This is a genomic window from Mycolicibacter terrae, assembly GCF_010727125.1.
Classification (GTDB): Bacteria; Actinomycetota; Actinomycetes; order Mycobacteriales; family Mycobacteriaceae; genus Mycobacterium; species Mycobacterium terrae.
The window spans coordinates 1919292-1943216 of the sequence record NZ_AP022564.1 but is presented as its reverse complement, the minus strand read 5'-3'; the positions used below and the strand labels follow the sequence as shown (position 1 = coordinate 1943216).

Sequence of the window (23925 nt, the reverse complement as noted above, 5' to 3'; positions counted from 1 at the left end):
AGCCGCGCGAGCAGCTCGTCATCGCTCACACAGACCGAGCGGAAGCATCCAGTCGGTCGAACCCGTCCCGCTGGTAGATCTCCACGCAACTGGAGCGCCGGATCTTGCCGCTGGTCGTGATCGGGATGGCGCCCTGCGGCACCAGGACCAGATCGCCGATCGCCAGGCCGTGCGCCTTCGACAGCGCGGCCGTGACCTTCCGCCTCACCTCGTTCAGCCTGTCCAGGACCTCCTCTTCCGAGCGCCCCTTGTTCTTGAACTCGGCGATCGTAACAAGCTCCTCCGACCGGCTGTTCGGGACCGACACCGCAGCGACGCGCCCGCCGGTGATCTCCTGGACGGTGGCCTCGATGTCGTCCGGGTAGTGGTTGCGCCCGTCGACGATCAGCAGGTCCTTGATCCGGCCGACGATGTAGAGCTCCCCACCGGAGATCACCCCGAGGTCGCCGGTCTTGAGCCAGGGCCCCTGTGGCGTACCCGGCGACGGTTCGACCAGCTTGCCGGCGAAAGCCGCCTCGGTCGCCTGCTGGTTGTGCCAGTAGCCTCCGGCGATGTTCGGGCCGTACGCCCAGATCTCGCCGACCTTGCCGTCGGGGTTCTCGATCTGGGTGTCGGGGTCCACGACGCGAACCGTGCAGGCGCGCGGTACACCGCAGCTGACCAGCTCGACACCGCCTTCGGCCCCGCTCAGCTCGGCCGAGCCGTCCGCCAGCTTGGCGTAGTCGAACCGCTCGGTCGGCGGCGGGCTGCCCGGGGTGTTCGACGTGAGGTACACGGTGGCCTCGGCCAGGCCGTAGCCGGGGCGCAGCGCGGCGGGCGGCAGGTTGAATTTGGCGAACCGGTCGATGACGCGTCGCAGTGTGGCGGCGTGCACCCGTTCCGCGCCGAACGCGAAGGTGTGGACGTGGCCCAGGTCCAGCCCCTCCATGTCCTCGTCGGAGGTACGCCGGATGGCCAGCTCATAGGCGAAGTTGGGCCCACCGGTGTAGGTGTTGGGGTAACTGGCCACCAGCTGCATCCAGCGGGCCGGCTTGGCCAGGAACGCCATCGGGCTGAAGAGCACCGCCTGGTGGCCGCCCACCAGCGGGAAGATGATGCCGCACATCAGGCCCAGGTCGTGGTAGAAGGGCAGCCACGCCACCAGCGTGGTGTCGGGCGGAACGGTCTTGCCGCGGTCCTCGAAGGTGTCGGCGATCATCTGGCGCATGTTCTCGATCGCGTTGTGGTGCCCGACCATGACGCCGGCGGGAGTCCGGGTCGACCCGGAGGTGTACTGCAAGAACGCCGTCTTGGTGTGCGCCGTGGCGGTGGGTGTCACCACCGGCGCCGAGTCGAGGTCCAGCGCGTCGACCTCGATCACCACCGGCGGTTTGCCGCCGAGGTCGCGAACCGTGCTGGCGATGTCGCCGACCGCCGCCGATGTGGTCAGGATCGCCGCCGGGGAGCAGTCGCGCAGTGCTGCTGACACGCGCTCGTCGTGCGCGCCGAACATCGGCACCGGCAGCGGAACGGCGATCATCCCCGCCTCCAGGGCGCCGTAGAACCCGACGATGTACTCCATGCTCTGCGGGGCCAACAGCGCCACCCGGTCACCCGGGGATGCACAGGCCGCCAGTTCGGCCGCCACCACCTGGGCGCGGTTGCGCAGCTGCGACCAGGTCACGGTCTCGCGGTAGCCGGCCGGGTCGACGTCGAAGTCGATGAAGGTGTACGCAGGCGCATCCGGCTTTTCCCGGGCCCGGTCCGCCAACAGGGTCGGGATGTGCGATTGAGTAACCGGCATAGCGATGTTTTCTCCTTGTGCTGTCAGGTCCGCGGACCTCACCTGCTGAGTGTTTCGTCCCCGTAAGTCAGGCGTGTGGTCCGAACTGACGATTTCGCTGCGCGATGTCCCTGCACAGCGGAGGTATGCAATTGGATTAGCGACATTTGGGATGCTTCCCCCCTGCGAAGTCAGGTCCGTGGGCAACGCTGCCCGACCTGCTCAGCTGAGTACTTCGGCCTTACCCGGGGCCAGTTGCCCGCCATGCCGGTCAAAGGTGGGGGCGGGTACGTCCGGGCGCCGAGATCGCGCGGCCGACACGGCCGGAGCGGGTGATTCGACCATCGACACGGGTACCCCTTCTGAATGTTTGGAACCTACGCAAAAACGCCTTGGACCCCGACATCCCAGGTGTTTCCCTCCCGCGGAGGCTACCACGTAGGCGCTGTTGACAGGGAATTTATGGCTGTCATACAGGGCTGACGCGACAGACCCAGAATGCTAGCGCAGAAATTGTCCCCAGCACCAGGGGTCACACCGGCACCAACAGGTATTTCACAGGGTTACCGTCGTCGGGCCGGTGTCACTGCCGGCAATAGACCGCAAGTTTCTCCTCGATGGCGCCGACGAGTTCCGGCAGGTGTTCGTTGAGGTAGAAGTGGTGGCCGGGCGCGGTGAACGTCCGCACGCTGAACTCCGCGGTGGTGCGCTCGGCCCACGGCGCGACCTTGTCGGTGGTGGCCACGTCATCCTCGTCGCCGTGAAAGGCGAAGATCGGGCAGGACACCCGGGCCTCAGGTGGACAATCGTAATTCGCGATCGCTTTCAGGCCGCGCAGCGTCGGGAGGATCTTGGCCGCGAACTCCTCATTCTCCAGGAACTCCGGATTGACCCCGGTCATCTGGCCGACCGCCTCGAGCAACCCCCGATCGGAATCGCCGATGTTGTCATATCCGGCTCGTCCCGGCGCACCGGCGGCGGACAGGAACAACGCCGCGACCGCCTTTCCGTCGGCCTCGAACCGGCGGGCCACCTCGAAGGCCAGCAACGCGCCCATGCTGTGCCCGAAGAAGGCGGCCGGCCCGTCGGTCGGCGAGGGCAGCTTCTCGCAGACCCGGTCGGCGAGGTCCTCGATGCTGGTGAACGCACCGAGGTCATGGTTGCCGCCCTTCCCCGGATACTGCACACCGATGCGTTTGACATCGGTGGCGAACGCCTTGGAGAACGGAATGTAGTACTGCGGCGCCCCGCCGGCGTGCGGGAAGATGTAGAGCTTCGGCGTACGGTCAGTCACTCGGGACACCCTAACGGGGCCGGCCGGCCCGGCGGGGGACGGCTACCCGGTTGCGGCATCGCGCTCGGGGAACGGCGCCCCGAGCAGCGGGACCGGGGTGAATCCGTGCCGGCGGCCCTGGGCGACGCCCCGGCGGATCAGCGCGGCGGTGCCGACGAAACCTGCGTGGTCGACCGCCAGGAACGGGGTCAGCAGCCGGTTGTGCACGAAGCCGATCGCCAGCCCGGAGGCCGGGTCGGCCCAGCCCATCGAACCACCCAGCCCGACGTGACCGAAGCCCGGCAACACCGATCCGAACGGAACCGCGTGATAGCCCAGGTGGAACGCCAACGGAAACCCGACAGTGCGGTCCAGTTCCAGGCTTCGTCGACCGGTCAGGCCATCGACCAGCCGGCGCGACAACAGCTGGGTACCGTCGATCTGCCCGCCGTGGGCCAGTGCGCCGTAGAGGCGGGCCAGGCCGCGTGCGGTGGCCACCCCGTTGACGGCGGCAGCCTCGGTGTCCAGCAGCGGGGTGTCGCCGCGCAAGGTGCCCATCACACCGGGAAAGTAGATGGCGCCGAAGCCGCCGTACGGCAACATCGCGGCCGTCCTGGTTGCCAGCAGCTCCACGAGCCGGTTGCCGCGGCCGCGCTGGGGCATGATGATCTCCGCGGCGACGGTCGGCGAGTCGACGGGCGGCCGGCCCAGGTGCAGCCCGTCGGTGTCCAGCGGGGCGGCAAGCTCGGCGCGGAACAATTCGCGCATGCCGGTGCCGGTGACGGCCCGGGCCAGCCCCGAGAGCAGCCAGCCGTAGGTCAACGCATGGTAGGCGGGTTTCCCGAACTCACGTCCCGGTGCCGCGGCGGCCATCCGCGCTTCCATCGTCGCGTGGTCCAGTAGGTCTGTCCTGCTGGCGCCGTGTAGGTGCGTCAGCCCCACCCGGTGGCCCAACAGCTGCCGGACGGTGATCGCGGACTTGCCGTTCGCGCCGAAATCCGGCCAGTACTGCGCCACCGGGGCGTCATAGTCGATGAGACCCCGGTCGACCAGCCGATGGATGACCGTCGACGCCGCGCCCTTGGTCGCCGAGAACACCATGGCGCCGGTGTCGGCCGACCACGGCACCCGGCCCGCCCGGTCCGACCATCCGGTCCACACGTCGACGACGGGTTTGCCGTCCAGGTAGACGGCCAGCGCCCCGCCGCCGTAGCGGCGGCCGGGGAACATCGCGCCGAAGGCACGCACGGCCCAGGCGAAGTTCGGGTCCGCCGCGCCGTGCACGTTCGCCGGAAGCGCCGTCTGGCGCGCATCTGGATGCTGCGTCATGGCTGGGAATCTACCTCGTGACCGGCGCACATAAGTCGTGTTACCGCGCGCGGGGCGCAACGCGCTAGCGCCAGATGGCGGCCAGGATTTGCTGGGCGGCCAGTGCGGGGGTCAGTTCACCGTTGAGGACCTGCTGTTCCACCTCGGTACGCACCTCGCGCACCGAGGGATCCGACAGCGTCCGCTCCAGCACCGCGTCCCGCACCAGCTGCCGGGTCCACTCCACCTGCTGCGCGCGCCGCCGGCTGTCGAACTCGCCGGCGTCGATCAGCGTCTGCCGATGCCGCTCGACGGTGTCCCAGAATTCCGCCAGCCCGGTACCGTCGATGGCACTCATCGTCAAAACGGGTGGGCGCCAAAGAGTTTCACGTGGATAGATGAGCCGGATAGCGGCCGACAGCTCCCGTGCTGCCATTCGCGCCTCGGCGAGGTGTTCACCGTCGGCCTTGTTGACCACCACCACGTCGGCCAACTCCAGCACGCCTTTCTTGATGCCCTGCAACTGGTCGCCGGTGCGGGCCAGGGTCAAGAAGACGAAGGTGTCGACCATGTTGGCCACCGTCACCTCGGACTGGCCGACGCCGACGGTCTCGATCAGGATCACGTCGAAGCCGGCGGCCTCCAGCAGCACCACCGTCTCCCGGGTGGCCTTGGCGACCCCGCCCAGGGTTCCCGAGGTCGGCGACGGGCGGATGTAGGCGTCGGGGTGTGCGGCCAGCCGCTGCATGCGCGTCTTGTCGCCCAGGATCGAGCCCCCGGTGCGGGTCGACGACGGGTCGACGGCCAGGACCGCCACCCGGTGGCCGTGCTCGATGAGGTGCATCCCGAGCGCCTCGATGGTGGTCGACTTGCCCACGCCGGGGACGCCGGTGATACCGACCCGCCGTGCCCCGCCGGCGTCGGGCTGCAGCGCCAGCAGCAACTTCTGGGCCTGCTGACGGTGGTCGGCGCGGGTGGACTCCACCAGGGTGATGGCCCGCGGCAGCACGGAGCGGTCCCCGGAGCGCACCGCCGCCGCCAACTCGCTGACGGTGTCGGACACGTTGTCGGCCATCTATTTCTGGTCTGCGGCCGGTTCTACCGGGTCGGCGAGCTCCGGGAGGTCGTAGCCTCGCTGGGACGCCAGCGTGTGCAGCAGATCCACCGCGGCGTCGGCGATCACGGTGCCAGGCGGGAAGATCGCGGTCGCCCCGGCGGCATAGAGCTCATCGAAGTCGCCGGGCGGGATGACTCCCCCGACCACGATCACGATGTCGGGCCGGCCCACCGCGGCCAGTGCGTCGCGCAGCGCCGGCACCAGTGTCAGGTGCCCGGCGGCCAGCGAGGACACCCCGACCACGTGCACGTCGTTGTCGGCGGCCTGTCGGGCGACCTCGTCGGGGGTGGAGAACAGCGCGCCGACGTCGACGTCGAACCCGATGTCGGCGAACGCGGTGGCGATCACCTTCTGGCCGCGGTCGTGGCCGTCCTGGCCCATCTTGGCGACCAGGATGCGGGGCCGGCGGCCGTCGGCCTCGGCGAACTTCTCCACCAGGGCGGTTGCGCTAGCGATGTTGGAGCCCTTCCCGACTTCGTCACGGTAGACGCCAGAGATGGTACGGATCTCGGCCTGATGGCGACCGTAGACCTTCTCCAGCGCGTCGGAGATCTCACCGAGGGTGGCCTTGGCGCGGGCGGCGTCGATGGCCAATGCCAGCAGGTTGTTGCCCAGCCCGTCCTCCCCTGCCGACCCGGTGGTCCCGGCCGCCCGGGTCAGCTCGGCCAGCGCGGCCTGGCAGGACGCCTCGTCGCGCTCGGCGCGCAGCTGCTCAAGCTTGGCCAACTGTTCGGCGCGGACCCGGCTGTTCTCGACCTTGAGGACCTCGATCTCCTGGTCTTCGGCGACCTGGTATTTGTTGACGCCGATCAGCGGCTGACGCCCGGAGTCGATCCGGGCCTGCGTACGGGCGGCGGCCTCCTCGATACGCAGCTTCGGGATGCCGTCGCTGATGGCCTGGGCCATCCCGCCGTGCGCCTCGACCTCCTCGATATGGGCCCGGGCCCGCTGCGCCAACTGATGGGTCAGCCACTCCACGTAGTAGGAGCCGCCCCACGGGTCGATCGGCCGGGTGGTGCCCGACTCCTGCTGCAGCAGCAGCTGGGTGTTGCGGGCGATGCGGGCGGAGAAGTCGGTGGGCAGCGCCAGCGCCTCGTCGAGGGCGTTGGTGTGCAGCGACTGGGTGTGGCCCTGGGTCGCGGCCATCGCCTCGATGCAGGTACGCGCGACGTTGTTGAAGACGTCCTGGGCGGTCAGTGACCACCCCGAGGTCTGCGAATGCGTGCGCAGCGACAGCGATTTATCGTTTTTCGGGTCGAACTTCGCGACCAGCTCGCTCCACAGCAGCCGGCCCGCGCGCAGCTTGGCGACCTCCATGAAGAAGTTCATCCCGATGCCCCAGAAGAACGACAGCCGGGGCGCGAACTTGTCGATGTCCAGGCCGGCGTCCAGCCCGGCCTTGATGTAGTCCACCCCGTCGGCCAGGGTGTAGGCCAGCTCCAGATCCGCTGTGGCACCGGCCTCTTGGATGTGATAGCCCGAGATCGAGATCGAGTTGAACTTGGGCATCTTGGCGCTGGTGTAGCCGAAGATGTCGGAGATGATCCGCATCGACGGCTTCGGCGGATAGATGTAGGTGTTGCGCACCATGAACTCTTTGAGGATGTCGTTCTGGATGGTGCCGGCCAGCTTCTCCGGCGGTACCCCCTGCTCCTCGGCGGCCACCACGTACAGCGCCAGGATCGGCAGCACCGCACCGTTCATGGTCATCGAGACGCTGACCGCGCTCAAGTCGATCCCGTCGAACAGTTGCCGCATATCCAGAATGGAATCGATTGCCACCCCGGCCATTCCGACGTCGCCCTGCACCCGGGGGTGATCCGAGTCGTAGCCCCGGTGGGTAGCCAGGTCGAACGCGACCGACAAGCCCTTCTGCCCGGCCGCGAGGTTGCGCCGATAGAACGCGTTGGAGTCCGCGGCCGTGGAGAACCCGGCGTACTGGCGGATCGTCCACGGCTGGTTGACGTACATCGTCGGGTAGGGCCCGCGCAGATAAGGCGCTTCGCCGGGGAAGCTGTCCAGCGGGTAGCCCTGCGCGGCCGCGGTGGCGCGGTCGGCGGCGGTGTAGACCGGCTTGACCGCGATACCTTCCGGGGTGTGCCACTCGAGTTGCTCGGGCGTGTAGCCGTGTGCGGCCGCGGCGGCCGCGACATGCTCGGCCACAGCGCTGTCGGTGACCGCTTCGGTGCGGCGATCGCTGTGCAGCGCAACGTCGGCGAAGCTACCGATGGTGCCGTGTGAGGTGCTGGTGGTCATGGTTCTCAAGCCCCCAATCGGGTGAGTAAATCCGACAACGCCTGCACCGCATCGATTTTCATGGTCAGGTAGTCGTCTGGCTTCGGATCGGTCTCGGCCGGGCCGCCCCCTAGAGCCGTAGCCGGTCCCGCCAGGTAGACCCGGTCGACTCCGGCGGCGCGAGCCGCCCCGATGACCGCGACTGCTTCGGCGCCGTAGCGGGCGTCGCTGCCACACAACACCGCCGCACCAGGTGATCCGGCCTCCGCGACAGCCGTGGCCACCCGCTCGGCGTCCACCGTGCCGGGGTTGATCACCGCGATACCGCCCGAGGCCAGCAGATTGGCGGCAAAGGTGGTCCGAATGTTGTGTTCGGCCATCGGGCCCAGCGGCAGCAGCAGCACCTGCGGCCGGGCGCCGGTGCGCGCCAAGTACGCGTCGGACCGGTCACGCAACGCCTCGAACTGCGCCGCGTAGCGCCGCACGCCGGCCGGGGCGTTCTGGGTCGCGGACGGCGGCAGCGGCGGTTCGTCCAGGTTCGGATACTCGTTGACCCCGGTGATCGCGCGGCGACGGTGCGCGATGTCGTCGGCGCGGTCGGCGGCGACGCCGGCGATGCGATCGGCGAGGTGATCACGGGCGGCCGCGAATCCGCCGAGCGCTGAATGCTTTTCGAGTTCCTGGAACTGCCGCCACGCCTGCTGTGCCAACTGGTCGGTGAGGTCTTCGACGAACCACGATCCGCCGGCCGGGTCCAGCACCTGGCCCAGGTGCGACTCTTCCAGCAACAACAGCTGGGTGTTCCGCGCGATGCGTCGGGAGAACGTCGCCGAGGTGCCCGGCTGGCCGCCTGCAATCGCGGCGTCGAATGGCCACACCAGCACGGTATCCGCGCCACCCACGCCGGCTCCGAATGCGGCCAGCGTGGTGCGCAGCATGTTCACCCAGGGGTCCCGCTGGGTCATCATCGCCCGGGAGGTCTCGGCGTGGACGATGGCCGCGCCGGCCTCCGGCGCCCCGGCCACCTCGGTCACCCGCGCCCACAACCTGCGCGCCGCCCGGATCTTGGCGATGGTCATGAACTGGTCGTCGTCGGCGGCGAGCCGGAAGCTGATCTGGTGGGCCGCATCGGCGACAGACAGTCCGGCGTCGGTGAGCAGCCGCAGGTAGGCCACGGCCGCGGCCAGTCCACCGGCCAGCTCCTCGGCCGCGCCGGCGCCCAGGTTGTGCAACGCCGGTCCGTTGACCGCGATCGCCCGCACCCCGCGCTGACCGGCGGCGCGCGACGCCGCCGCGATCACCTCCTCGATCGCCGGAGCCGGCAGGCCGGCCAGCGGCGCGGTCAACGGGTCGGCACCCAGATCCACCGACAGGTTGGCGCGATTGTCCGGGTCGAGGCCGTCGACCAGCGTCAGCATCACGTCGACGACGGTGGTGTAGTCGCCGGGCCCCGCTCCGTCGAGGAGCACCGGGACCAGACCCAGGTAGACGTCGTCGAAGACGCGCCCCAGCTCACCGGCCGGCACTCCGCCGTCCCCGACCCGCAGCACCAGCGCGCTGACCCCTTCGGTCAGCGCGCCCAGGACGGCGCCGTTAGTGTCCGAAGCGGTCTGCGAGGACGACACCGGGCCGTTGGCCGGGAAGACCTCGGCGACCTTCCAGCCGCTGTTGACGTCGCGCAGGGCGTCGGCGCCACGCACGTAGGGCCAGCTGCCCGGCAGCGGCGGCTCCGGCAGCGCGTCGAGGGCGGTGTAGAGCGCCCGGATCGCGAACCCGTCCAGCCCCTGCACCGGGGTGTCCAACAGCCGCTCGGGCTCACCGCCGGTCTCTGAGTCGATATCGGCGGGCTCGCGGCGCAGGCTCTTGGCCAGCACCCCGGCCACCGCGGCACGCCAGCGGGCGCGGGCGTCCTCCATGCCGGCGGTTTCGGCGGACACGTCGATTGACACCGGCGGCTCCTGTTGTTACTCATGAGTAGCAGATGTATCGCTACTCGACACGTGTTAACCAGGCTAAATGATGGCGGTCGGTGGGTGCGGCCGAGGTGCGCCGAGCGGAGAAACGCCCGCCGTGCGACGCAAGGCGTTAACCATCGGCCCGTACCCTGAGCCCCGTGAACTCCGCCGACACCGGAATCCCGCAGGCGCTGCGCAGCGCATGGCCGGCGCTGGTGGCCACCGCTCGCCAAGTAGCGGTGTGGCGGTTGGCTTTGACGACGGCGGTGATCGTGGCCCTGGTCGCGGTGGCGCTGCTGGTTCCGGTGCCCACCGCGGTGCAGTTACGCGATTGGGCGCAGACGTTGGGCCCGTGGTTTCCGCTGGCGTTTCTGGCCGCGCACACCGTGGTCACCGTGTTCCCGTTCCCCCGGACCGCGTTCACCCTGGCCGCCGGCCTGTTGTTCGGGCCGTGGCTCGGTGTCGTCCTGGCGGTGGGGGCCAGCGCGCTGAGCGCCGTGATCGTGCTGATCCTGATGCGGCTGTTCGGATGGCAGCTGAGCCGGGTGGTGCGCCATCCGCGGATGCACTCGCTGGACGCCCGGCTGCGTCAGCGCGGGTGGCCGGCGGTGGTGTCGCTGCGGCTGATTCCGGCCATCCCGTTCTCGGTGATCAACTACGCCGCCGGCGCGTCGGCGGTGCGACTGCTGCCCTACACGGTGGCCTCCCTGATCGGGCTGCTGCCGGGCACCGCCGCGGTGGTGGTGCTCGGCGACGCCCTGACCGGCGATGTGAGCCCGCTGCTGTTCGCGGTGTCGGCGTGCACCGCCGCGGTCGGGGTGGCGCTGCTGGTCTACGAGGTGCGCACCCACGGTCGGCGCCCGAGAGCAGGGGACACCGCGGTGACCGCTGAGCCCGCCGAGCCGGCGGTGACCTGCTGAGCATGTCCGTCCTCGCCGAGACCGCCAGTCGTCTGTTGCGCTCGCGGCGGCTGATGCGGGCCCCGATCTGGCTGTATCGAGCACGGCTCGGCGGCCTGCTCGGCGGGCGACTGCTGATGCTCGAACACACCGGGCGCAAGACCGGCGCGCCTCGGCGGGTGGTTCTGGAGGTTATCGACCATCCCCGCACCGACAGCTATATCGTCGCGTCGGGCTTTGGTGAACGCGCCCAATGGTTTCGCAACATCACCGTCGATCCCCGGGTGCGGGTCTACGCCGGCAGCGGGCGCCCCGCATCGGCCACCGCCCGGGTGCTCGACCAGCGCGAGGCGGACCGGGTGCTGGGCGACTACAGCCAGCGCCATCCCCGCACCTGGGAACAGTTCAGCGCGGTGCTCGAACGGACGCTGGGCGAGCCGGTCACCGCGACCAACACCCGGCTGCCGATGGTCGAGCTGCGGCTGGACCGCTAGCCGCCGCTTCGGCTGCCGAGCAGACGTGCCGCCCCCGCGGTCAGCCCGGCCATGATGTCGCCGGCCGAGGCGGCCGCGCGGATCAGCCCGGCGGCTTGGCCGACGGTGACGTTGGCGGTGCGGTAGTCGGCGTCGGCGACGGCCTGCCGGTACTGCGCGCCCACCGGGTCGCCCGCGGCCGCCAGTTCGGCTTCGGCGCCGTGCCACCGGTCGGTGAAAGCGTTGCGCAGCACGCTCATGGTGTGCCCGGCCGGCCACCGGTAGCCGCGGACCACGTCGTACACGCCGGTGCGGCAGGTGCTGTCGCCGGTTGCGGCCGTCACCACTGCGCGCGCTGCCGGGGTGGTCAGTGCTTCGTCCGCGGCGTAGAAGACGCTGCCGCACAGCACCCCGGAAGCGCCGAGCATCAGCGCCGCGGCCAGCCCGCGCCCGTCGGCGATTCCCCCGGCGGCCAGCACCGGAATCGTGGAGTCGCGGGCGGCGAGCAGGTCGGCGATCTCGGGTACCAGCGTCATCGTGGTGCGGCGCCCGCAACCGTGCCCGCCGGCCTCGACGCCCTGTGCCACAAGCACATCGGCGCCGCACGCCACCGCACGGTCGGCCTGGTCGAGGTCTTGAACCTGGCAGATCAGCCGCGCACCGGAGGCCCTGACCGCCGCGGCGAACGGAGCGGGATCGCCGAACGAGAGCATGACCGCCGCCGGCCGGTAGCTCAGCGCCAGGTCCAGCAGGGCCGGTTGCTCGGCCAGCGCCCAGGTGATGAACCCGCAGCCGACCCGGGCGTCGCCGGCCCGGTCGAACTCGCGCCGAAGCCAGTTTTCGTCGCCGTAGCCACCGCCGATCAGGCCCAGGCCGCCCGCCCGGGAGACCGCCGCTGCCAGGCGGCCGCCGGCGACGTCGGCCATCGGCGCGGACACCACCGGGTACTCGATATCCAGTAATTCGGTGAATGCAGTGGAAAGGGCACTGGCAAACAACACGAAGGCCTCCTCAATCCGGCAACAATTCGGTGTAAAACGGTCCCCACATATCGAGGAGAACACCGGTCCCCCGTTAAAGTCTTCCCCAGTGCCATGTGCGGGCACAGCATAATTTCGAAGGGTGCTCGACGGATTGAAGGGACCGAACAATGGCTGATCGGAACGTCGCGGTGCGCAAGTATTTGACAGAAATGATCGGCACATTTGTTTTCATGTTCGCGGTGATCGGCATCGTGTTGTCCGGCACCGAATGTGTGGCCGCGACCGCGCTGGGCATCGGCTCGGTGTTGATGGTCATGGTGTATGCCAGCGGCCACATCTCCGGTGGCCACCTCAACCCGGCGGTTTCGATCGCCGCGTATCTGCGCGGCGCTCTGCCATTGGGTGACCTGGGCCCCTACATCGTCGCTCAACTGGTCGGTGCCCTCGCGGCATTCGGAGTGGGATTCGGGCTGTGGCACGACAAGTACTCGACCGGAACTCTCGATCTGAGCGGCGCCATCTGGCCGGCATTCCTCGCCGAGCTGATATTCACCTTCGCGCTCTGCTACATCGTGCTGCACACCGCAACCAGCAAAGACAGCGCCGGCAACAGCTTCTACGGCCTGGCGATCGGGTTCATCGTGACCGTCGGCGTGGTGGCGGTCGGCGCCATCTCCGGCGCCGCGTTCAACCCGGCCATCACCTTCGGCCTGATGCTGTCGGGCATCTTCGCCTGGAAATTCCTCTGGGTCTACCTGGTCGCCCAGGTGCTCGGCGCGGTCGTGGCCGCCTACGCCTACAAGGCGACCAGCCTCGACGAGCACACCCCCGCCCGTAAGGGTTAGCGACCCGCGTAGGAGTTCAGGGCCCGGGTCCCGCCGCCGGCGGGGTGCGGGCCCTGAACCGTCATCGCCGCGAACACCGCCGCCAGCAGCACCGCCGGAACGGTGCTGGCGACGCGGTTGCGCACCCGCAGGTGAATGCCGAGCGCCCCGGCGAAGTACAGCGTCAACGCCGCGGTGGTGGCCCGGGCGACACCCGGGAAGCGGAACACCGAGGCCAGACCCAGCGCGGTGGCGGCTTTGGCCACCGGGACCGCCCAGCGGACCCGAGGTGGGATCCGCATGGCATCCATGTTCGCCGCGACGTAGGGCAGCGGAATCGCCGATGCCACCGCGTCACCGGCCAAAAACGCCGCCAGCGCCGCGTAGGTCGGCCGCGCGGTCAGTGCGCTCACGCCATGCCGGGGTCGAGCTGCGGCGGAAGTATCCCGCCCTCGACCGGCTTGCGCGCATCGGCCTCGGCCTTGGCGACCGCCTGCGCGATCGCAGGGTCGGTCTGGGTGGTGAACCAGTCGGCGACCTCGTCGCTGTCGTCCTCCGGTTTGGCCGCATTCTCATCGACCGGCGAAGGCTGGTAACGGAAGACACCGTCCTCGCCCGGAGCGCCGAGCAGCTTGGTGAAGCCCTGCAGGGCGGTGCCGAAATCGCTGGGCACCACCCAGACCTTGTTGGCCCCGCCCCGAGCCATTTCCGGCAGCACCTGCAGGTATTGGTAGGCCAGGAGCTCGGGAGTGGGCCGGCCGGCCTTGATCGCCGCGAAGGTCTTCTCGATGGCCTTGGCCTGCCCCTGGGCCTGCAGGTAGGCGGCGGCCCGCTCACCCTGGGCCCGCAGCATCCGGGACTGCCGCTCGCCTTCGGCGGTCAGGATCGCCGCCTGCTTGGCGCCCTCGGCGGTGAGGATCTCGGCCTGCTTCTCCCCCTCGGCCTGTTTGATCGCGGCCTCCCGCTGGCCTTCCGCGGTCAGGATCATCGCCCGCTTCTCCCGATCCGCCTTCATCTGCTTCTCCATCGACGCCTGGATCGACGGCGGCGGATCGATGCTGCGCAGCTCCACCCGGGCCACCCGCAGGCCCCAGCGTCCGGTGGCCTCGTCGAGCACGCCGCGCAGTTGGCTGTTGATCACCTCGCGGGAGGTCAGGGTCTGCTCCAGCGTCATCCCGCCGACCACGTTGCGCAGCGTGGTGGTGGTCAGCTGCTCGACGCCGACGATGTAGTTGCTGATCTCATACACCGCGGCCTTAGGGTTGGTGACCTGGAAGTAGACGACGGTGTCGATGTTCAGCGTCAGGTTGTCCTCGGTGATCACCGGCTGCGGCGGGAACGACACCACCCGCTCACGCAGGTCGATGCGGGCGCGCACCCGGTCGATGAACGGCACCAGCAGGGTCAACTGGCCGCTGACCGTGCGGCTGTAGCGGCCCAGCCGTTCGATCACCGCGGCCTCGGCCTGCGGGATCAGCGCCACCGACTTGGCGACCACGATCGCCGCGAACACCACCAGTACCGCCAACAGGACCAGGCCGGTCGTAGCGCCTTCCATGAGCACTCCCTTTCTCTATAAGACCTTGCCGACCACCGCGGTGGCCCCGTCGATATGCATCACGGTGACCTGTTCGCCCGGTTCGAAGACGTCCCCGTCGGCCAGCGGGCGCGCCGTCCACACCTCACCGTCGAGCTTCACCTGGCCGCCGTGACGCTCGACGCGGTCGAGCACCAGAGCGGTCTTGCCCTGCAGGGCCCGTACCCCGGTCTCACTGCCCGCCCCCGACCACAGCCGCCGCCGCAGGGCGGGGCGCACCAGCACCAGCAGCAGCACCGACACCACCAGGAATACCGCGCCGTCGGTCCAGAGCGGCAAGTCCGTCAGCCAGCTGACCCCGGCCGCCGACAGCGCACCCCCGGACAGCATCAGCAAGAACATGTCGCCGGTGAGCGCCTCGGCACCGGCAAGCCCGAGCGCGAAGACCAACCAGACCAGGGCAGGCGACATGCGGCCAGGATAGCCCGAGAATCGCCGGAATCCGTGCGGACCGGACCCGCAGCGCGGACAACTACACTGCCTTGCATCATGTGGTGCCCGAGTGTCTCCCTGTCGGTGTGGGCCAATGCCTGGCTCGCCGGTCAGGCCGCGCCCGACGACCTGCTGGACGCACTATCGGCCTGGGCGCCAGTGCAATCGGTGGCCGCCTATGACGCGATCAGCATCGGCGAGGCCGGGTGGGCGTGGTCCGGCGGCCAGGACGGGGGCACGGCGTCGTTGCTGCAGGTGGTGCGAGGCGCAGCGGTGCCGGGCGCCGGTTCCTGCATCCAGCCGGTGTTTCCGGTACCGGGCGACGTGCGCGGGCTGCCGGCCGCAACGGTGTTCGCGCGGGAAGCGATCCTGGCCGGTGAGGCGGTGCTCATCGGTGCACCGGATTCGGTGTCCCGGATCGGGCTGGTGCCGGCGTTCAGCGACGACACCGATATCTGTGACGACGACGCTTTCCCCGCCGATACCGACGGTCTGGTGACCGAGCTGTCCTGGACGATGCATGCGCTGCCCGCCACGGTGCCGGTGGAGCATCACGATCTGGGCGAGGCCGAGTACGCGTTGCGCGCGGCGGTCCGAACTGCCGCTGACACCCTGGCCGTCACCGGCTCGCGCTGGGCCGGACAGCTGGGAGACGACCCGCGCCTGCTCGTCGAGCAGTTGGTCGATTCGCAACGGCACCACCGCATCCCAGACCACGCTCCGGTGCGCGCGGTGCGCATCCTGGAGACGGCCGCCCACGTCGACGCCATCATCACGGTCAGTTCCGGTCTCACCGTGGGGGCGCAGTCGTCGGCGGAGGTGCAGCGCGCGACCGACGCGGTGCGGCCGCTGGCGGCGGTGGTGCGTTCCTCGCGCAGCGCCGCGGTGACCGCGATCCTGCACTCGGCTTGGCGGGCCTAGTCGCTCGGCGGCGAACCGGCGGGGGCGACTGCCGCAGCGCAGTGCGATGACCCGCAGGGCGCCCCGTTGACACCGAAGCCACAGCCCAGCCCGGCCGGGCCGGCGACGCGCTCGGGTTCACCGCCCTCGCGCAGTTCGTCGATGAGGCCGCGCGCCAGGCGGGCCAATCGCCGGTCCGCGTTCGGGGTGCTCGCACGGGCGTAGGCGATTCCGGCGGCCTGCGCCTGCGTCCGCACTTCGTGGTCGAGATCGAACAGCACCTCGATGTTGTCACTGAGGAATCCGATCGGGCACACGATCACCGCGGGCACCCCGGCAGCGGCCAAGGTGCCCAGGTGGGCTTCGACGTCGGGCTCCAGCCAGGGCACCTGCGGGGGTCCGGAGCGCGACTGCCACACCTGGTCGTAGTCGGTGTATCCGGCCGCGGCCGCGACCAGGCCGGTGGCGTGGGCGACCTGGCGGCTGTAGAGACGCGGGCCGTAGCGCTCATCGGCGGCGACCGGTATCGAGTGCGCGGTGAACACCAGGCGGGCGGTGTCGCGCAGGCCGGCCGGCAGGGTGTCGGCGGCGGCGGCGATCGCCTCGGCGAACATCTCCACGAACAGTGGATGGTCGAAATAGTGCCGCAGCTTCACCAGTTCGGGGGCCCGCTCTCCGACCGCCCGCCGCGCCCGGGCGATGTCCTGCGCGTACTGCTCGCAGCCGGAATAGCCGCCCCAGGCCGAGGTCGCCAGCACCGCGGCGCGGCGGGCCCCGTCGGCGGCCATCTGCGCGACGACGTCCTCGATGTAGGGCGCCCAGTTGCGGTTTCCGAAATACACCGGCAGCCCGGGCAATTCGGCCCGCAAGACGTCGGCCAGCGCCCGGTTGATCGCGTTGATCGGCGACACCCCGCCGAAGTGCTGGTAATGCTCGGCGACGGCGTCGAGCCGGGCCGGGGGCACGCCGCGCCCCCGGGTGACGTTCTCCAGGAAGGGCCGAACCTGCTCGGGCCCTTCGGGTCCGCCGAACGACAGGAGTAAGACGGCGTCGAGGTCCATCTGGAGTCCGGCCCGACCCCGGCTACAGCAACTGGGTGTGGGCGCCGCCGTCGGCGTAGACGACTGTGCCGGTGGTCGCCGGCAGCCAGTCCGACAGCAGCGCGCAGACGGTCTTGGCCACCGGGGTGGGGTCCTTCATATCCCAGCCGACCGGGGCGCGCTGGTCCCAGCCCTCCTCGAGCAGGCGGATCTGCTCGCCGGCGCCCTCGCCCAGCGCTCCGCCGACGATCGCACTCATCGCCAGGGTCCGGATCGGCCCGGCCGCAACGAGATTCGACCGCACACCCTGCGGGCCGGCCTCACGCGCGACGAAGCGGTTCACCGACTCCAGCGCGCTCTTGGCCACCGTCATCCAGTTGTAGGCCGGCATCGCCCGCGTCGGGTCGAAGTCCATGCCGACGATCGACCCGCCCGGGTTCATGATCGGCAGCGTCGCCTTCGCCAGCGAGGCGTAGGAGTAGGCGGAGATGTGAATGCCCTTGGCGACGTCCTCGTAGGGGGCGTCGAAGAACGGGTTGACGCCCATCCCGGTCTGGGGCATGAATCCGATCGAGTGCACCACACCGTCGAGTTTGTTGCCCTCCCCGATCACCTCGGTGATCCGGTCGGCCAGGGTGTCGAGATGCTCCTGGTTCTGCACGTCGAGCTCCAATAAGGGAGCCGGGCTGGGGAGACGGTCCAAGATGCGCTGGATCAGCCGCAGCCGGTCGAAGCCGGTGCAGATCAGCTGCGCGCCGGCTTCCTGGGCCACCTTGGCGATGTGAAACGCGATGGAGGAGTCGGTGATGATCCCGGTGACCAGGATCCGTTTGCCGTCGAGAATGCCTGCCATGAAAAGTGTCCTCTGCCTTCGTGAGTGAACGAGTCGCTAGTGGCCCATGCCCATGCCGCCGTCGACCGGGATGACCGCACCGGCGATGTAACCGGCGTCCTCGGAGGCCAGGAAACTGACCGCCCCGGCGACCTCCTGCGCCGTGCCGACGCGCTTGGCCGGGATGAACTCCAGTGCGCCGGCCTGGATCCGCTCGTCGAGCGCACGGGTCATCTCGGTGTCGATGTAGCCGGGCGCGACGACGTTCGCGGTGACGCCCGCCTTGGACAGTTCGCGCGAGATCGAGCGGGCCATGCCGATCAGGCCGGCCTTGGCGGCCGCGTAGTTGGCCTGGTTGCCGATGCCCCACATGCCCGAGACCGACCCGATGAAGATGATCCGGCCGAACCGCTTGCGCTGCATACTGCGACTGGCGCGCTGAGCCACCCGGAATGCCCCGGTCAGGTTGGTGTCGATGACCTCGGTGAACCGTTCCTCGGTCATCCGCATCAAAAACGCATCCTTGGAGATACCGGCGTTGGACACCAGCACCTCGACGGGGCCCTGGTGCTCCTCGACCTCCTTGAAGGCCCGGTCGACGGCGTCATTGTCGGTCACGTCGCACACCACCCCGAACAACCCCTCCGGGGCCCCGGAGCCGCGGTGGGTCACCGCCACCTTGTGGCCGTCGGCGGCCAGCCGCTGAGCGATCGCCAACCCGATACCCCGGTTTCCGCCGGTGACCAGGACCGAACGGGACACAAACGGAGGTTTGCCTGCCGGCGTTTCGCTGTCAGTCACCGGCATAACTTATCGGACTAACATGCTGACTCTGCGCTGAGGGCGCGCTCTACTCGCACTTTCGCGCCCTGAGCGCAGTGTCAACGTCGGAACCGATTAGGCCGGCAGCCGCCGGTTCAGCAGCAGCGCCGCCAGCCCGGCCAGCGCCAGGATGAACGCACCGAGCCGCAACCAGCCGGTGGACGCGTCGCCGCGGATCGTCTCGTAGCCGATCTGGTCCTGCAGGGTGGAGTAGACCTCTTTGAGCTGGGCCAGGCTGGATGCGGTGTAGGCAGTGCCGCCGGACAGGTCGGCGATCTTCTTCAGCGAGTCGTCATCGACCGGCACCGGCTGGCGCTGCTCGTTGATCTCGACGTAGCCATACGGCGTGCCGAACGAGATCGTCGAGACCGGCACCCCCTGGTCCTTGGCGGTGCGCGCCGCGGTGAACGCCCCCTTGGGGTTGTCCGGGTTGGACGGGACGGTCTCCTTGCCGTCGGACAGCAACACGATGCGCGCCGGCGGCGGTGTGTCGCCGCCGCCGATCACCGCGCCCACGGTGGCGATCGCCTGCAGCGCGGTGAAGATGCCCTCCCCGGTGGCGGTCCGGTCGGCCAATTGCAGCTTGTCGATCGCCGCCTTGGTGGCCTCGCGATTGGTGGTCGGCGAGGTCAGCACGGTCGCGGTGCCGGCGTAGGCGATCAGACCGAGGTTGATGCCCGCGGTCAGCTCGTCGGCGAACTGCTTACCGGCCTCCTGCGCGGCCACCAGCCGGCTGGGTTCGACGTCGGTGGCCCGCATCGACTGCGACACGTCGATCACCAGCATCACCACCGCGCGGTTGCGCGGGATCCGCACGTCGTGGGTTGGGCCGGCCATCGCGATGGTGAACAGCAGCAGCGAGCTCACCAGCAGGACCGCCGACAGGTGCCGCCACCGGGTCGGCGCCTTGGGCGCCACGCTCTCCAGCAACTCCATGTTGGCGAACCGCAGGATCCGCCGCTGCCGCGCCACCTGCATGAGGATGTACAGCGCGACCAGGCCCAGGACGACGAACAAGAACAGGAAGAACCACGGGTGAGCGAAACCGGACAGCGTCATCGGCCCGAGGAGCGGCAATGTCATAGCAGACCTGTCTTTTGCATGCGGGCCGAAATCACGACATCCCCGCCAGCGCGCCGCGCCGGCGTGACTCGACGAATCGAACGATGTCGGCGATCCAGTCCCGGTCGGTGCGCAGTGACAACAGCGGCGCACCACAGCTGCGCAACGCCTGTGCGACATCGGCGCGGTGGGCCGCCGCGGCCCGGGCGAAATCGTCGCGCAGTTTCGCGTCGATGGTGAACTCGCGGGTGACGCCGGATTCGGTGTCCTGCAGCACCACATCACCGACGTCGGGCAGTTCTACATCACGCGGATCGAGTACTTCGATGCCCAGCACCTCGTGGCGGGCCGCGATCGCACGCAGTGGGCGCATCCAGTTGATCGGGCCGAGGAAGTCACTGATCACGACCGCCATGCCGCGCCGTCGTTCTGGCCGGCGCAGGGCGTCGATGGCCAGCGCCAGGTCGCCCCGCACCCCCGCCGGGGCGCGCGGAACGGTGGCGATGGTGCGCAGCAATGTCTGCTCGTGGTTGCGCCCGGAGCGCGCCGGCACCCGCACAACGCGCTCACCGTTGGCCACCAACGCGCCCAACCGATTGCCGCCGCCGCTGTTGAGGTAGACGATGGCCGCGGCCGCGGCCACCGCCAGGTCACGCTTCTCGCAGGTCGCGGTACCGAAATCCATGCTGGCCGACATGTCGACCACCAGCCAGGTCTCCAACTCCCGATCGGCGATCATCTGGCGGACATGCGGATGGGTGGTGCGTGCCGTGACCGACCAGTCCATCCGGCGCACGTCGTCGCCGGGCTGGTAGAGCCGCGACTCGCCGGGTTCCGAGCCGGGCCCGGGAATCAGTCCGAGGTGATCCCCGTGCAGCACACCGTCGAGCTTGCGTTTGACGGTCAGCTCGAGGGTTCGCAGCGCCGCCGCCAGTTTGGGGTCACGGATCCCCCCGCGCAGCATTGAGGGCGGCGCGGTGCTGGTTCCCGGGTCTGATGAGCCCTGCCCGGTGCCCGGGTCGCTCACCGACCGCTGGCCACTGCCGCAGCGGTCGGGGCACCCGGCGGCGCTGAATGCTGCTGCTGCGGAACGGCATTGACCTGCGGCAGCGGCACTGTCTGCAGCACGCGGTTGATGACGATCTCCGAAGTGATCTCATCGGCGAGCGCGTCGTAGGACAGCACCAGCCGGTGCCGCAACACGTCGGGGATGACCTCGATGACGTCCTGCGGGATCACGTAGTCGCGGCCGCGCACCAGTGCCAGCGCCCGGGATGCGGCGATGATGCCCAGCGAGGCGCGCGGCGACGCCCCGAAGGACAGCCAGCTCTTCACGTCCGGCATACCGAACTGCTCGGGGTGGCGAGTGGCGGTGATGACCCGCACCACGTAGTCGACCAGCGCGTGGTGCACGAAGTTGTTGGCCGCGAGGCCCTGCAACCGCAGCAGGTCGCCGGGGTTGAGGATCTGCTTGGGCTCCGGCGGGGTGACACCCATCCGGTAGATGATCTCGCGCTCCTCCTCCGGGGAGGGGTAGCCGACATTGATCTTGAACAGGAAGCGGTCGCGCTGCGCTTCCGGCAGCGGGTAGACGCCCTCGTGTTCGATCGGGTTCTGGGTGGCCATCACCAGGAACGGGGTGGGCAGCGGGAACCTCTTGCCGCCGATGGACACCTGACGTTCCTGCATGACCTCCAGCAGCGCGGACTGCACCTTGGCCGGCGCACGGTTGATCTCGTCGGCCAGCAGGAAGTTGACCATCACCGGGCCGAGCTCGGTGTCGAACTCCTCGCGGCCCTGCCGGTAGATGCGGGTGCCGATGATGTCGGTCGGGACCAGGTCCGGGGTGAACTGGATGCGCGCGAACGACCCGCCGACCACCTTGGCGAAGGTCTCGACGGCCAGGGTCTTGGCCACCCCGGGCACCCCTTCGAGCAGCACGTGTCCCTTGGCCAGCAGCCCGACCAGGATCCGCTCGACGAGCTGGTCCTGGCCGACGATGACGCGCTTGACCTCGAAGATGGCCCGCTCGAGCGCGTGTACATCAGCGGCCAGGCCTGAGCCGGAGGCCTGCGCGCCCTCCTGGCCGGGAAAACCGCTGGCGCCCGCGGGCGTCCCATCCGATGACGTCATCGAGAAATCCTCCACAAAGGTCGGCAGACACAACTGCTTGCACGGCCCATCGGCCGAGGGGCAGCGTCGTGCCCGCGTTTCACTATTCCAGGGTTCGTAGCATCCGTCGACGTACGGGCCGTCAGTACTCGATGATCCGGGTCAGATACGGCGTCATGCCGGCCGTTCGCACCGGGCTGACGACGACTTTGCCGGCGCTGCCGGAAGCCTCCAGCATCTTGCCGCCGCCGAGGAACATCGCCACGTGCTGCCCGCCGCCGGGGCCGTAGAGGATCAGGTCACCGCGGCGGGCCTGATTCCGCGGTATATGCCGGCCGGCGTTGTACTGGTCGCCGGAGAACCGCGGGATGAGCACCCCGACGCCGGCGAACGCGTACCGCATCAGCCCCGAGCAGTCGAAGCCGACCGTGCCGGCCCCCGAGTCGATCCCCTTGCTCGGGCCGGTGAGCGAGCCGCCGCCCCACGAGTAGGGCACCCCCATCTGCGAGCCGGCGCGGCGGATGACGTACTCGATGGCCTGCTTGCCGTGCACCCGCTGGCCGGGAGACACGTTCCCGGCGGCTTCGTCGCCGACGTTGAAACCCAGCCCGGACAGGAACTTGCGGCCCAGATCCATGGTGGTCTGGGTGGCCTGCGCGGTGGCCTGCAGCGACGCGTTGGCGACCGCCAGCGGATCGCCCGGCGCCCCGGCGCTGATCGTCGCCGGCAGGGTGGGATCCCATCCCGGATCCGCCGCGGCCGGTGTGGCCAGCCCCAGCATCACCGGACCCGCCACCAGCAGCGACGCGATAAGCCGGGATAGACGTAGTGAACTCTGTCGCATTCGCTCCACCGTCAGTACTCGATGTATCGGACTACAAAGGGCGTCATGCCGCTTTTCCGTACCGGCGACACCTTCACCACCTGGCCCACGTCGGGGGCCTCCAGCATCAGGCCGTTGCCGAGGTAGAGCGTCACGTGCTGGCTGCCGCCGGGGCCGTAGAAGATGACGTCGCCGCGCCGGGCCAGTGCGGTCGGGATCTGGCGGCCCATCTTGTACTGCGAACCTGAGTAGTGCGGCAGCTTGATGCCCACCCCGGCGAACGCGTACAGGATCAGCCCGGAGCAGTCGAATCCGACGGTGCCCGAACCCGAACCGATGCCGCGGCCGGGTCCCGCCGCGGTGCCCCCGCCCCAGGAGTACGGCACCCCGCGCTGGGCGAGCGCCCGGCGGATCACATATTCGGAGGCCTGCCGGCCGTACACCCGCGGGATCTTGCCGTTGTTGATGCCGGTGTCATCGGGCTTGGCCAGCCCGATCGACTGCAGGAACTGGCGGCCCAGGTTCGAGGTCACCTGCGCCGAGGTCTGGGAGATCCCGAGCACCTGGTTGATGACGGCGATCGGGTCGCCGGGGATGTTGGCGCTGGGCACCGCGGGCAGGGTCGGATCCCAGGGCCCGTCCCACGTCTCGGCGCGCTTGGCGGGCGCCGGCCCGGCCGGGTTGCCCCACCGGTCCCCTGCCGGTGCGGGCCCCGCTTGGGGCTGCTGCTGGCTGCGGGCGGCGGCGAGCCTGGCCTGTGCCGCGTTGCGCTGGGCGGCCAGCCGGTCGATCTCACCCTGCTGCTCGCCGAACTTGCGCTGGGTATCGGTCAGCGAGGCCACCGCGGCGTCCTGGCTCGACTGCGCGTCAGCGACCGCCTGGTCGGCCTTCTGCTTGGCCAGCCGGGCCGCCGACTCCTTGTTCAGCTGCTCGGTGCGGGCCCGCTTCAGGTTGTCCAGCGCCTGCTGCGAGCTCAGCGCCAGCGTCCGGCCGGCGGCAGCGGCGGCGATCATCTCCGACGGGTCGCTCGCGGTCAGATAGCTGTCGGAGGGCCCGTTGACGTAGGTCGACGCGGCGAAGGTGTTGAACCGCTCCTGGGCGGCCACGATCTTGGCGTCGGCTTCGACGATCGCCGCCCGGCCGGCCTCCACCTCCTGTTGGGCCGAGCCGGCGTCCTCGCGCGCGGTCTGCAGGTCGACCAGAGCCTTGTTGACGCTCTCCTTCTGTTGCTGAATCCGGGCGCCCAGGTCTTGCAGCTGCTGGTTGGCCTCGGCGACATCGGCGATCAGCGCCGCGATGCCGTCGGGATCCGGTGTCGGTTCGGCGGCCGCCAGTCCGGGAGTTCCCAACAGCAGCGCGGTGCTCAGCACCGACGCTGCGGCGGTTCGGGTGCACCTGGCGGCCCGGAGCACAGAGCCGGCAGAGTCGGCAGCGCCACAGCGGGTGCGTCTCATTCGGCTTGGATCTCCTCGGACT

Annotated in this window: 22 protein-coding genes; 4 read left to right on the top strand and 18 right to left on the bottom strand. The window is 69.6% G+C overall.

The features are described from left to right. Positions 1 to 25 precede the first annotated feature (25 nt). The 6 genes from G6N23_RS09495 to mutA form a co-directional block, all read right to left on the bottom strand. Complete coding sequence (locus tag G6N23_RS09495) at positions 26 to 1783, bottom strand: AMP-binding protein (RefSeq protein ID WP_085259505.1); 1758 nt, start codon at positions 1781 to 1783, stop codon at positions 26 to 28. A gap of 562 nt (positions 1784 to 2345) precedes the next feature. After that, complete coding sequence (locus G6N23_RS09490) at positions 2346 to 3056, bottom strand: thioesterase II family protein (protein ID WP_085259506.1); 711 nt, start codon at positions 3054 to 3056, stop codon at positions 2346 to 2348. 42 nt (positions 3057 to 3098) lie between these two features. Continuing rightward, on the bottom strand, positions 3099 to 4364 hold the full coding sequence (gene lipL / locus G6N23_RS09485; protein WP_085259507.1) for an esterase/beta-lactamase LipL: 1266 nt from the start codon (positions 4362 to 4364) through the stop codon (positions 3099 to 3101). A 64-nt stretch (positions 4365 to 4428) separates the two neighbouring features. After that, positions 4429 to 5418, bottom strand: coding sequence for a methylmalonyl Co-A mutase-associated GTPase MeaB (gene meaB, locus G6N23_RS09480; RefSeq protein ID WP_085259508.1), 990 nt, complete (start codon positions 5416 to 5418; stop codon positions 4429 to 4431). After that, complete coding sequence (scpA, locus tag G6N23_RS09475) at positions 5419 to 7716, bottom strand: methylmalonyl-CoA mutase (RefSeq protein WP_085259509.1); 2298 nt, start codon at positions 7714 to 7716, stop codon at positions 5419 to 5421. 5 nt (positions 7717 to 7721) lie between these two features. Next, positions 7722 to 9644 (bottom strand): methylmalonyl-CoA mutase small subunit, encoded by a 1923-nt coding sequence (gene mutA / locus G6N23_RS09470; RefSeq protein ID WP_085259510.1) that lies wholly within the window; start codon positions 9642 to 9644, stop codon positions 7722 to 7724. 164 nt (positions 9645 to 9808) lie between these two features. Between mutA and G6N23_RS09465 the strand changes: the two genes are divergently transcribed. Next, positions 9809 to 10570: a TVP38/TMEM64 family protein gene (locus G6N23_RS09465; RefSeq protein WP_085259511.1), complete on the top strand. Its 762-nt coding sequence runs from the start codon at positions 9809 to 9811 to the stop codon at positions 10568 to 10570. 2 nt (positions 10571 to 10572) lie between these two features. Next, a complete protein-coding gene (locus tag G6N23_RS09460) occupies positions 10573 to 11043 on the top strand; it encodes a nitroreductase family deazaflavin-dependent oxidoreductase (RefSeq protein WP_085259512.1) in 471 nt (156 codons plus the stop codon). Here G6N23_RS09460 and G6N23_RS09455 read toward each other — a convergent pair. Further along, positions 11040 to 11948, bottom strand: coding sequence for an NAD(P)H-dependent flavin oxidoreductase (locus G6N23_RS09455; RefSeq protein ID WP_234808494.1), 909 nt, complete (start codon positions 11946 to 11948; stop codon positions 11040 to 11042). The two genes, G6N23_RS09460 and G6N23_RS09455, sit on opposite strands and share 4 nt — an antisense overlap. A gap of 266 nt (positions 11949 to 12214) precedes the next feature. Here G6N23_RS09455 and G6N23_RS09450 point away from each other — a divergent pair, with 266 nt between their 5' ends. Beyond that, positions 12215 to 12850 carry an MIP/aquaporin family protein gene (locus G6N23_RS09450; RefSeq protein ID WP_234808492.1) on the top strand — a complete coding sequence of 212 codons (636 nt, stop codon included), beginning with the start codon at positions 12215 to 12217 and terminating at the stop codon, positions 12848 to 12850. On the opposite strand, the gene G6N23_RS09445 is transcribed toward G6N23_RS09450, so the two are convergent. Genes G6N23_RS09445 through G6N23_RS09435 form a run of 3 tightly spaced genes read right to left on the bottom strand, consistent with a single transcriptional unit; the run spans position 12847 to position 14837 of the window. After that, positions 12847 to 13242 (bottom strand): DoxX family protein, encoded by a 396-nt coding sequence (locus tag G6N23_RS09445; protein ID WP_085259514.1) that lies wholly within the window; start codon positions 13240 to 13242, stop codon positions 12847 to 12849. The two genes, G6N23_RS09450 and G6N23_RS09445, sit on opposite strands and share 4 nt — an antisense overlap. Continuing rightward, the gene (locus G6N23_RS09440; protein WP_085259515.1) at positions 13239 to 14387 is read right to left on the bottom strand and encodes an SPFH domain-containing protein; all 1149 of its coding nucleotides are present in this window, start codon (positions 14385 to 14387) and stop codon (positions 13239 to 13241) included. The genes G6N23_RS09445 and G6N23_RS09440 overlap by 4 nt, the downstream gene beginning before the upstream one ends. A gap of 15 nt (positions 14388 to 14402) precedes the next feature. Continuing rightward, complete coding sequence (locus G6N23_RS09435) at positions 14403 to 14837, bottom strand: NfeD family protein (RefSeq protein WP_085259516.1); 435 nt, start codon at positions 14835 to 14837, stop codon at positions 14403 to 14405. Positions 14838 to 14915: 78 nt separating this feature from the next. Between G6N23_RS09435 and G6N23_RS09430 the strand changes: the two genes are divergently transcribed. Further along, the gene (locus G6N23_RS09430; RefSeq protein ID WP_085259517.1) at positions 14916 to 15779 is read left to right on the top strand and encodes an Rv1486c family protein; all 864 of its coding nucleotides are present in this window, start codon (positions 14916 to 14918) and stop codon (positions 15777 to 15779) included. Here the strand turns inward: G6N23_RS09430 and G6N23_RS09425 are convergent. The 8 genes from G6N23_RS09425 to ripA all read right to left on the bottom strand — a co-directional run bounded on the left by G6N23_RS09425 (position 15776) and on the right by ripA (position 23903). Further along, positions 15776 to 16819, bottom strand: coding sequence for a ferrochelatase (locus G6N23_RS09425; RefSeq protein WP_085259518.1), 1044 nt, complete (start codon positions 16817 to 16819; stop codon positions 15776 to 15778). The two genes, G6N23_RS09430 and G6N23_RS09425, sit on opposite strands and share 4 nt — an antisense overlap. 22 nt (positions 16820 to 16841) lie before the next feature. Next, positions 16842 to 17651: an NADH-dependent enoyl-ACP reductase InhA gene (gene inhA / locus G6N23_RS09420; RefSeq protein ID WP_085259519.1), complete on the bottom strand. Its 810-nt coding sequence runs from the start codon at positions 17649 to 17651 to the stop codon at positions 16842 to 16844. A 36-nt stretch (positions 17652 to 17687) separates the two neighbouring features. Then, complete coding sequence (gene fabG1, locus G6N23_RS09415; protein ID WP_085259520.1) at positions 17688 to 18437, bottom strand: 3-oxoacyl-ACP reductase FabG1; 750 nt, start codon at positions 18435 to 18437, stop codon at positions 17688 to 17690. Between the two features lie 90 nt (positions 18438 to 18527). After that, the gene (locus G6N23_RS09410) at positions 18528 to 19535 is read right to left on the bottom strand and encodes a VWA domain-containing protein (RefSeq protein ID WP_085259521.1); all 1008 of its coding nucleotides are present in this window, start codon (positions 19533 to 19535) and stop codon (positions 18528 to 18530) included. A 31-nt stretch (positions 19536 to 19566) separates the two neighbouring features. Then, the gene (locus G6N23_RS09405) at positions 19567 to 20478 is read right to left on the bottom strand and encodes a DUF58 domain-containing protein (RefSeq protein WP_085259522.1); all 912 of its coding nucleotides are present in this window, start codon (positions 20476 to 20478) and stop codon (positions 19567 to 19569) included. A 59-nt stretch (positions 20479 to 20537) separates the two neighbouring features. Next, a complete protein-coding gene (moxR1, locus tag G6N23_RS09400) occupies positions 20538 to 21647 on the bottom strand; it encodes a chaperone MoxR1 (RefSeq protein ID WP_085259615.1) in 1110 nt (369 codons plus the stop codon). Between the two features lie 121 nt (positions 21648 to 21768). Beyond that, positions 21769 to 22470 carry an NlpC/P60 family peptidoglycan endopeptidase RipB gene (gene ripB, locus G6N23_RS09395; protein WP_085259523.1) on the bottom strand — a complete coding sequence of 234 codons (702 nt, stop codon included), beginning with the start codon at positions 22468 to 22470 and terminating at the stop codon, positions 21769 to 21771. Between the two features lie 11 nt (positions 22471 to 22481). Further along, positions 22482 to 23903, bottom strand: a complete 1422-nt coding sequence (gene ripA / locus G6N23_RS09390; RefSeq protein ID WP_085259524.1) for an NlpC/P60 family peptidoglycan endopeptidase RipA — start codon at positions 23901 to 23903, stop codon at positions 22482 to 22484. Between the last annotated feature and the right edge of the window lie 22 nt (positions 23904 to 23925).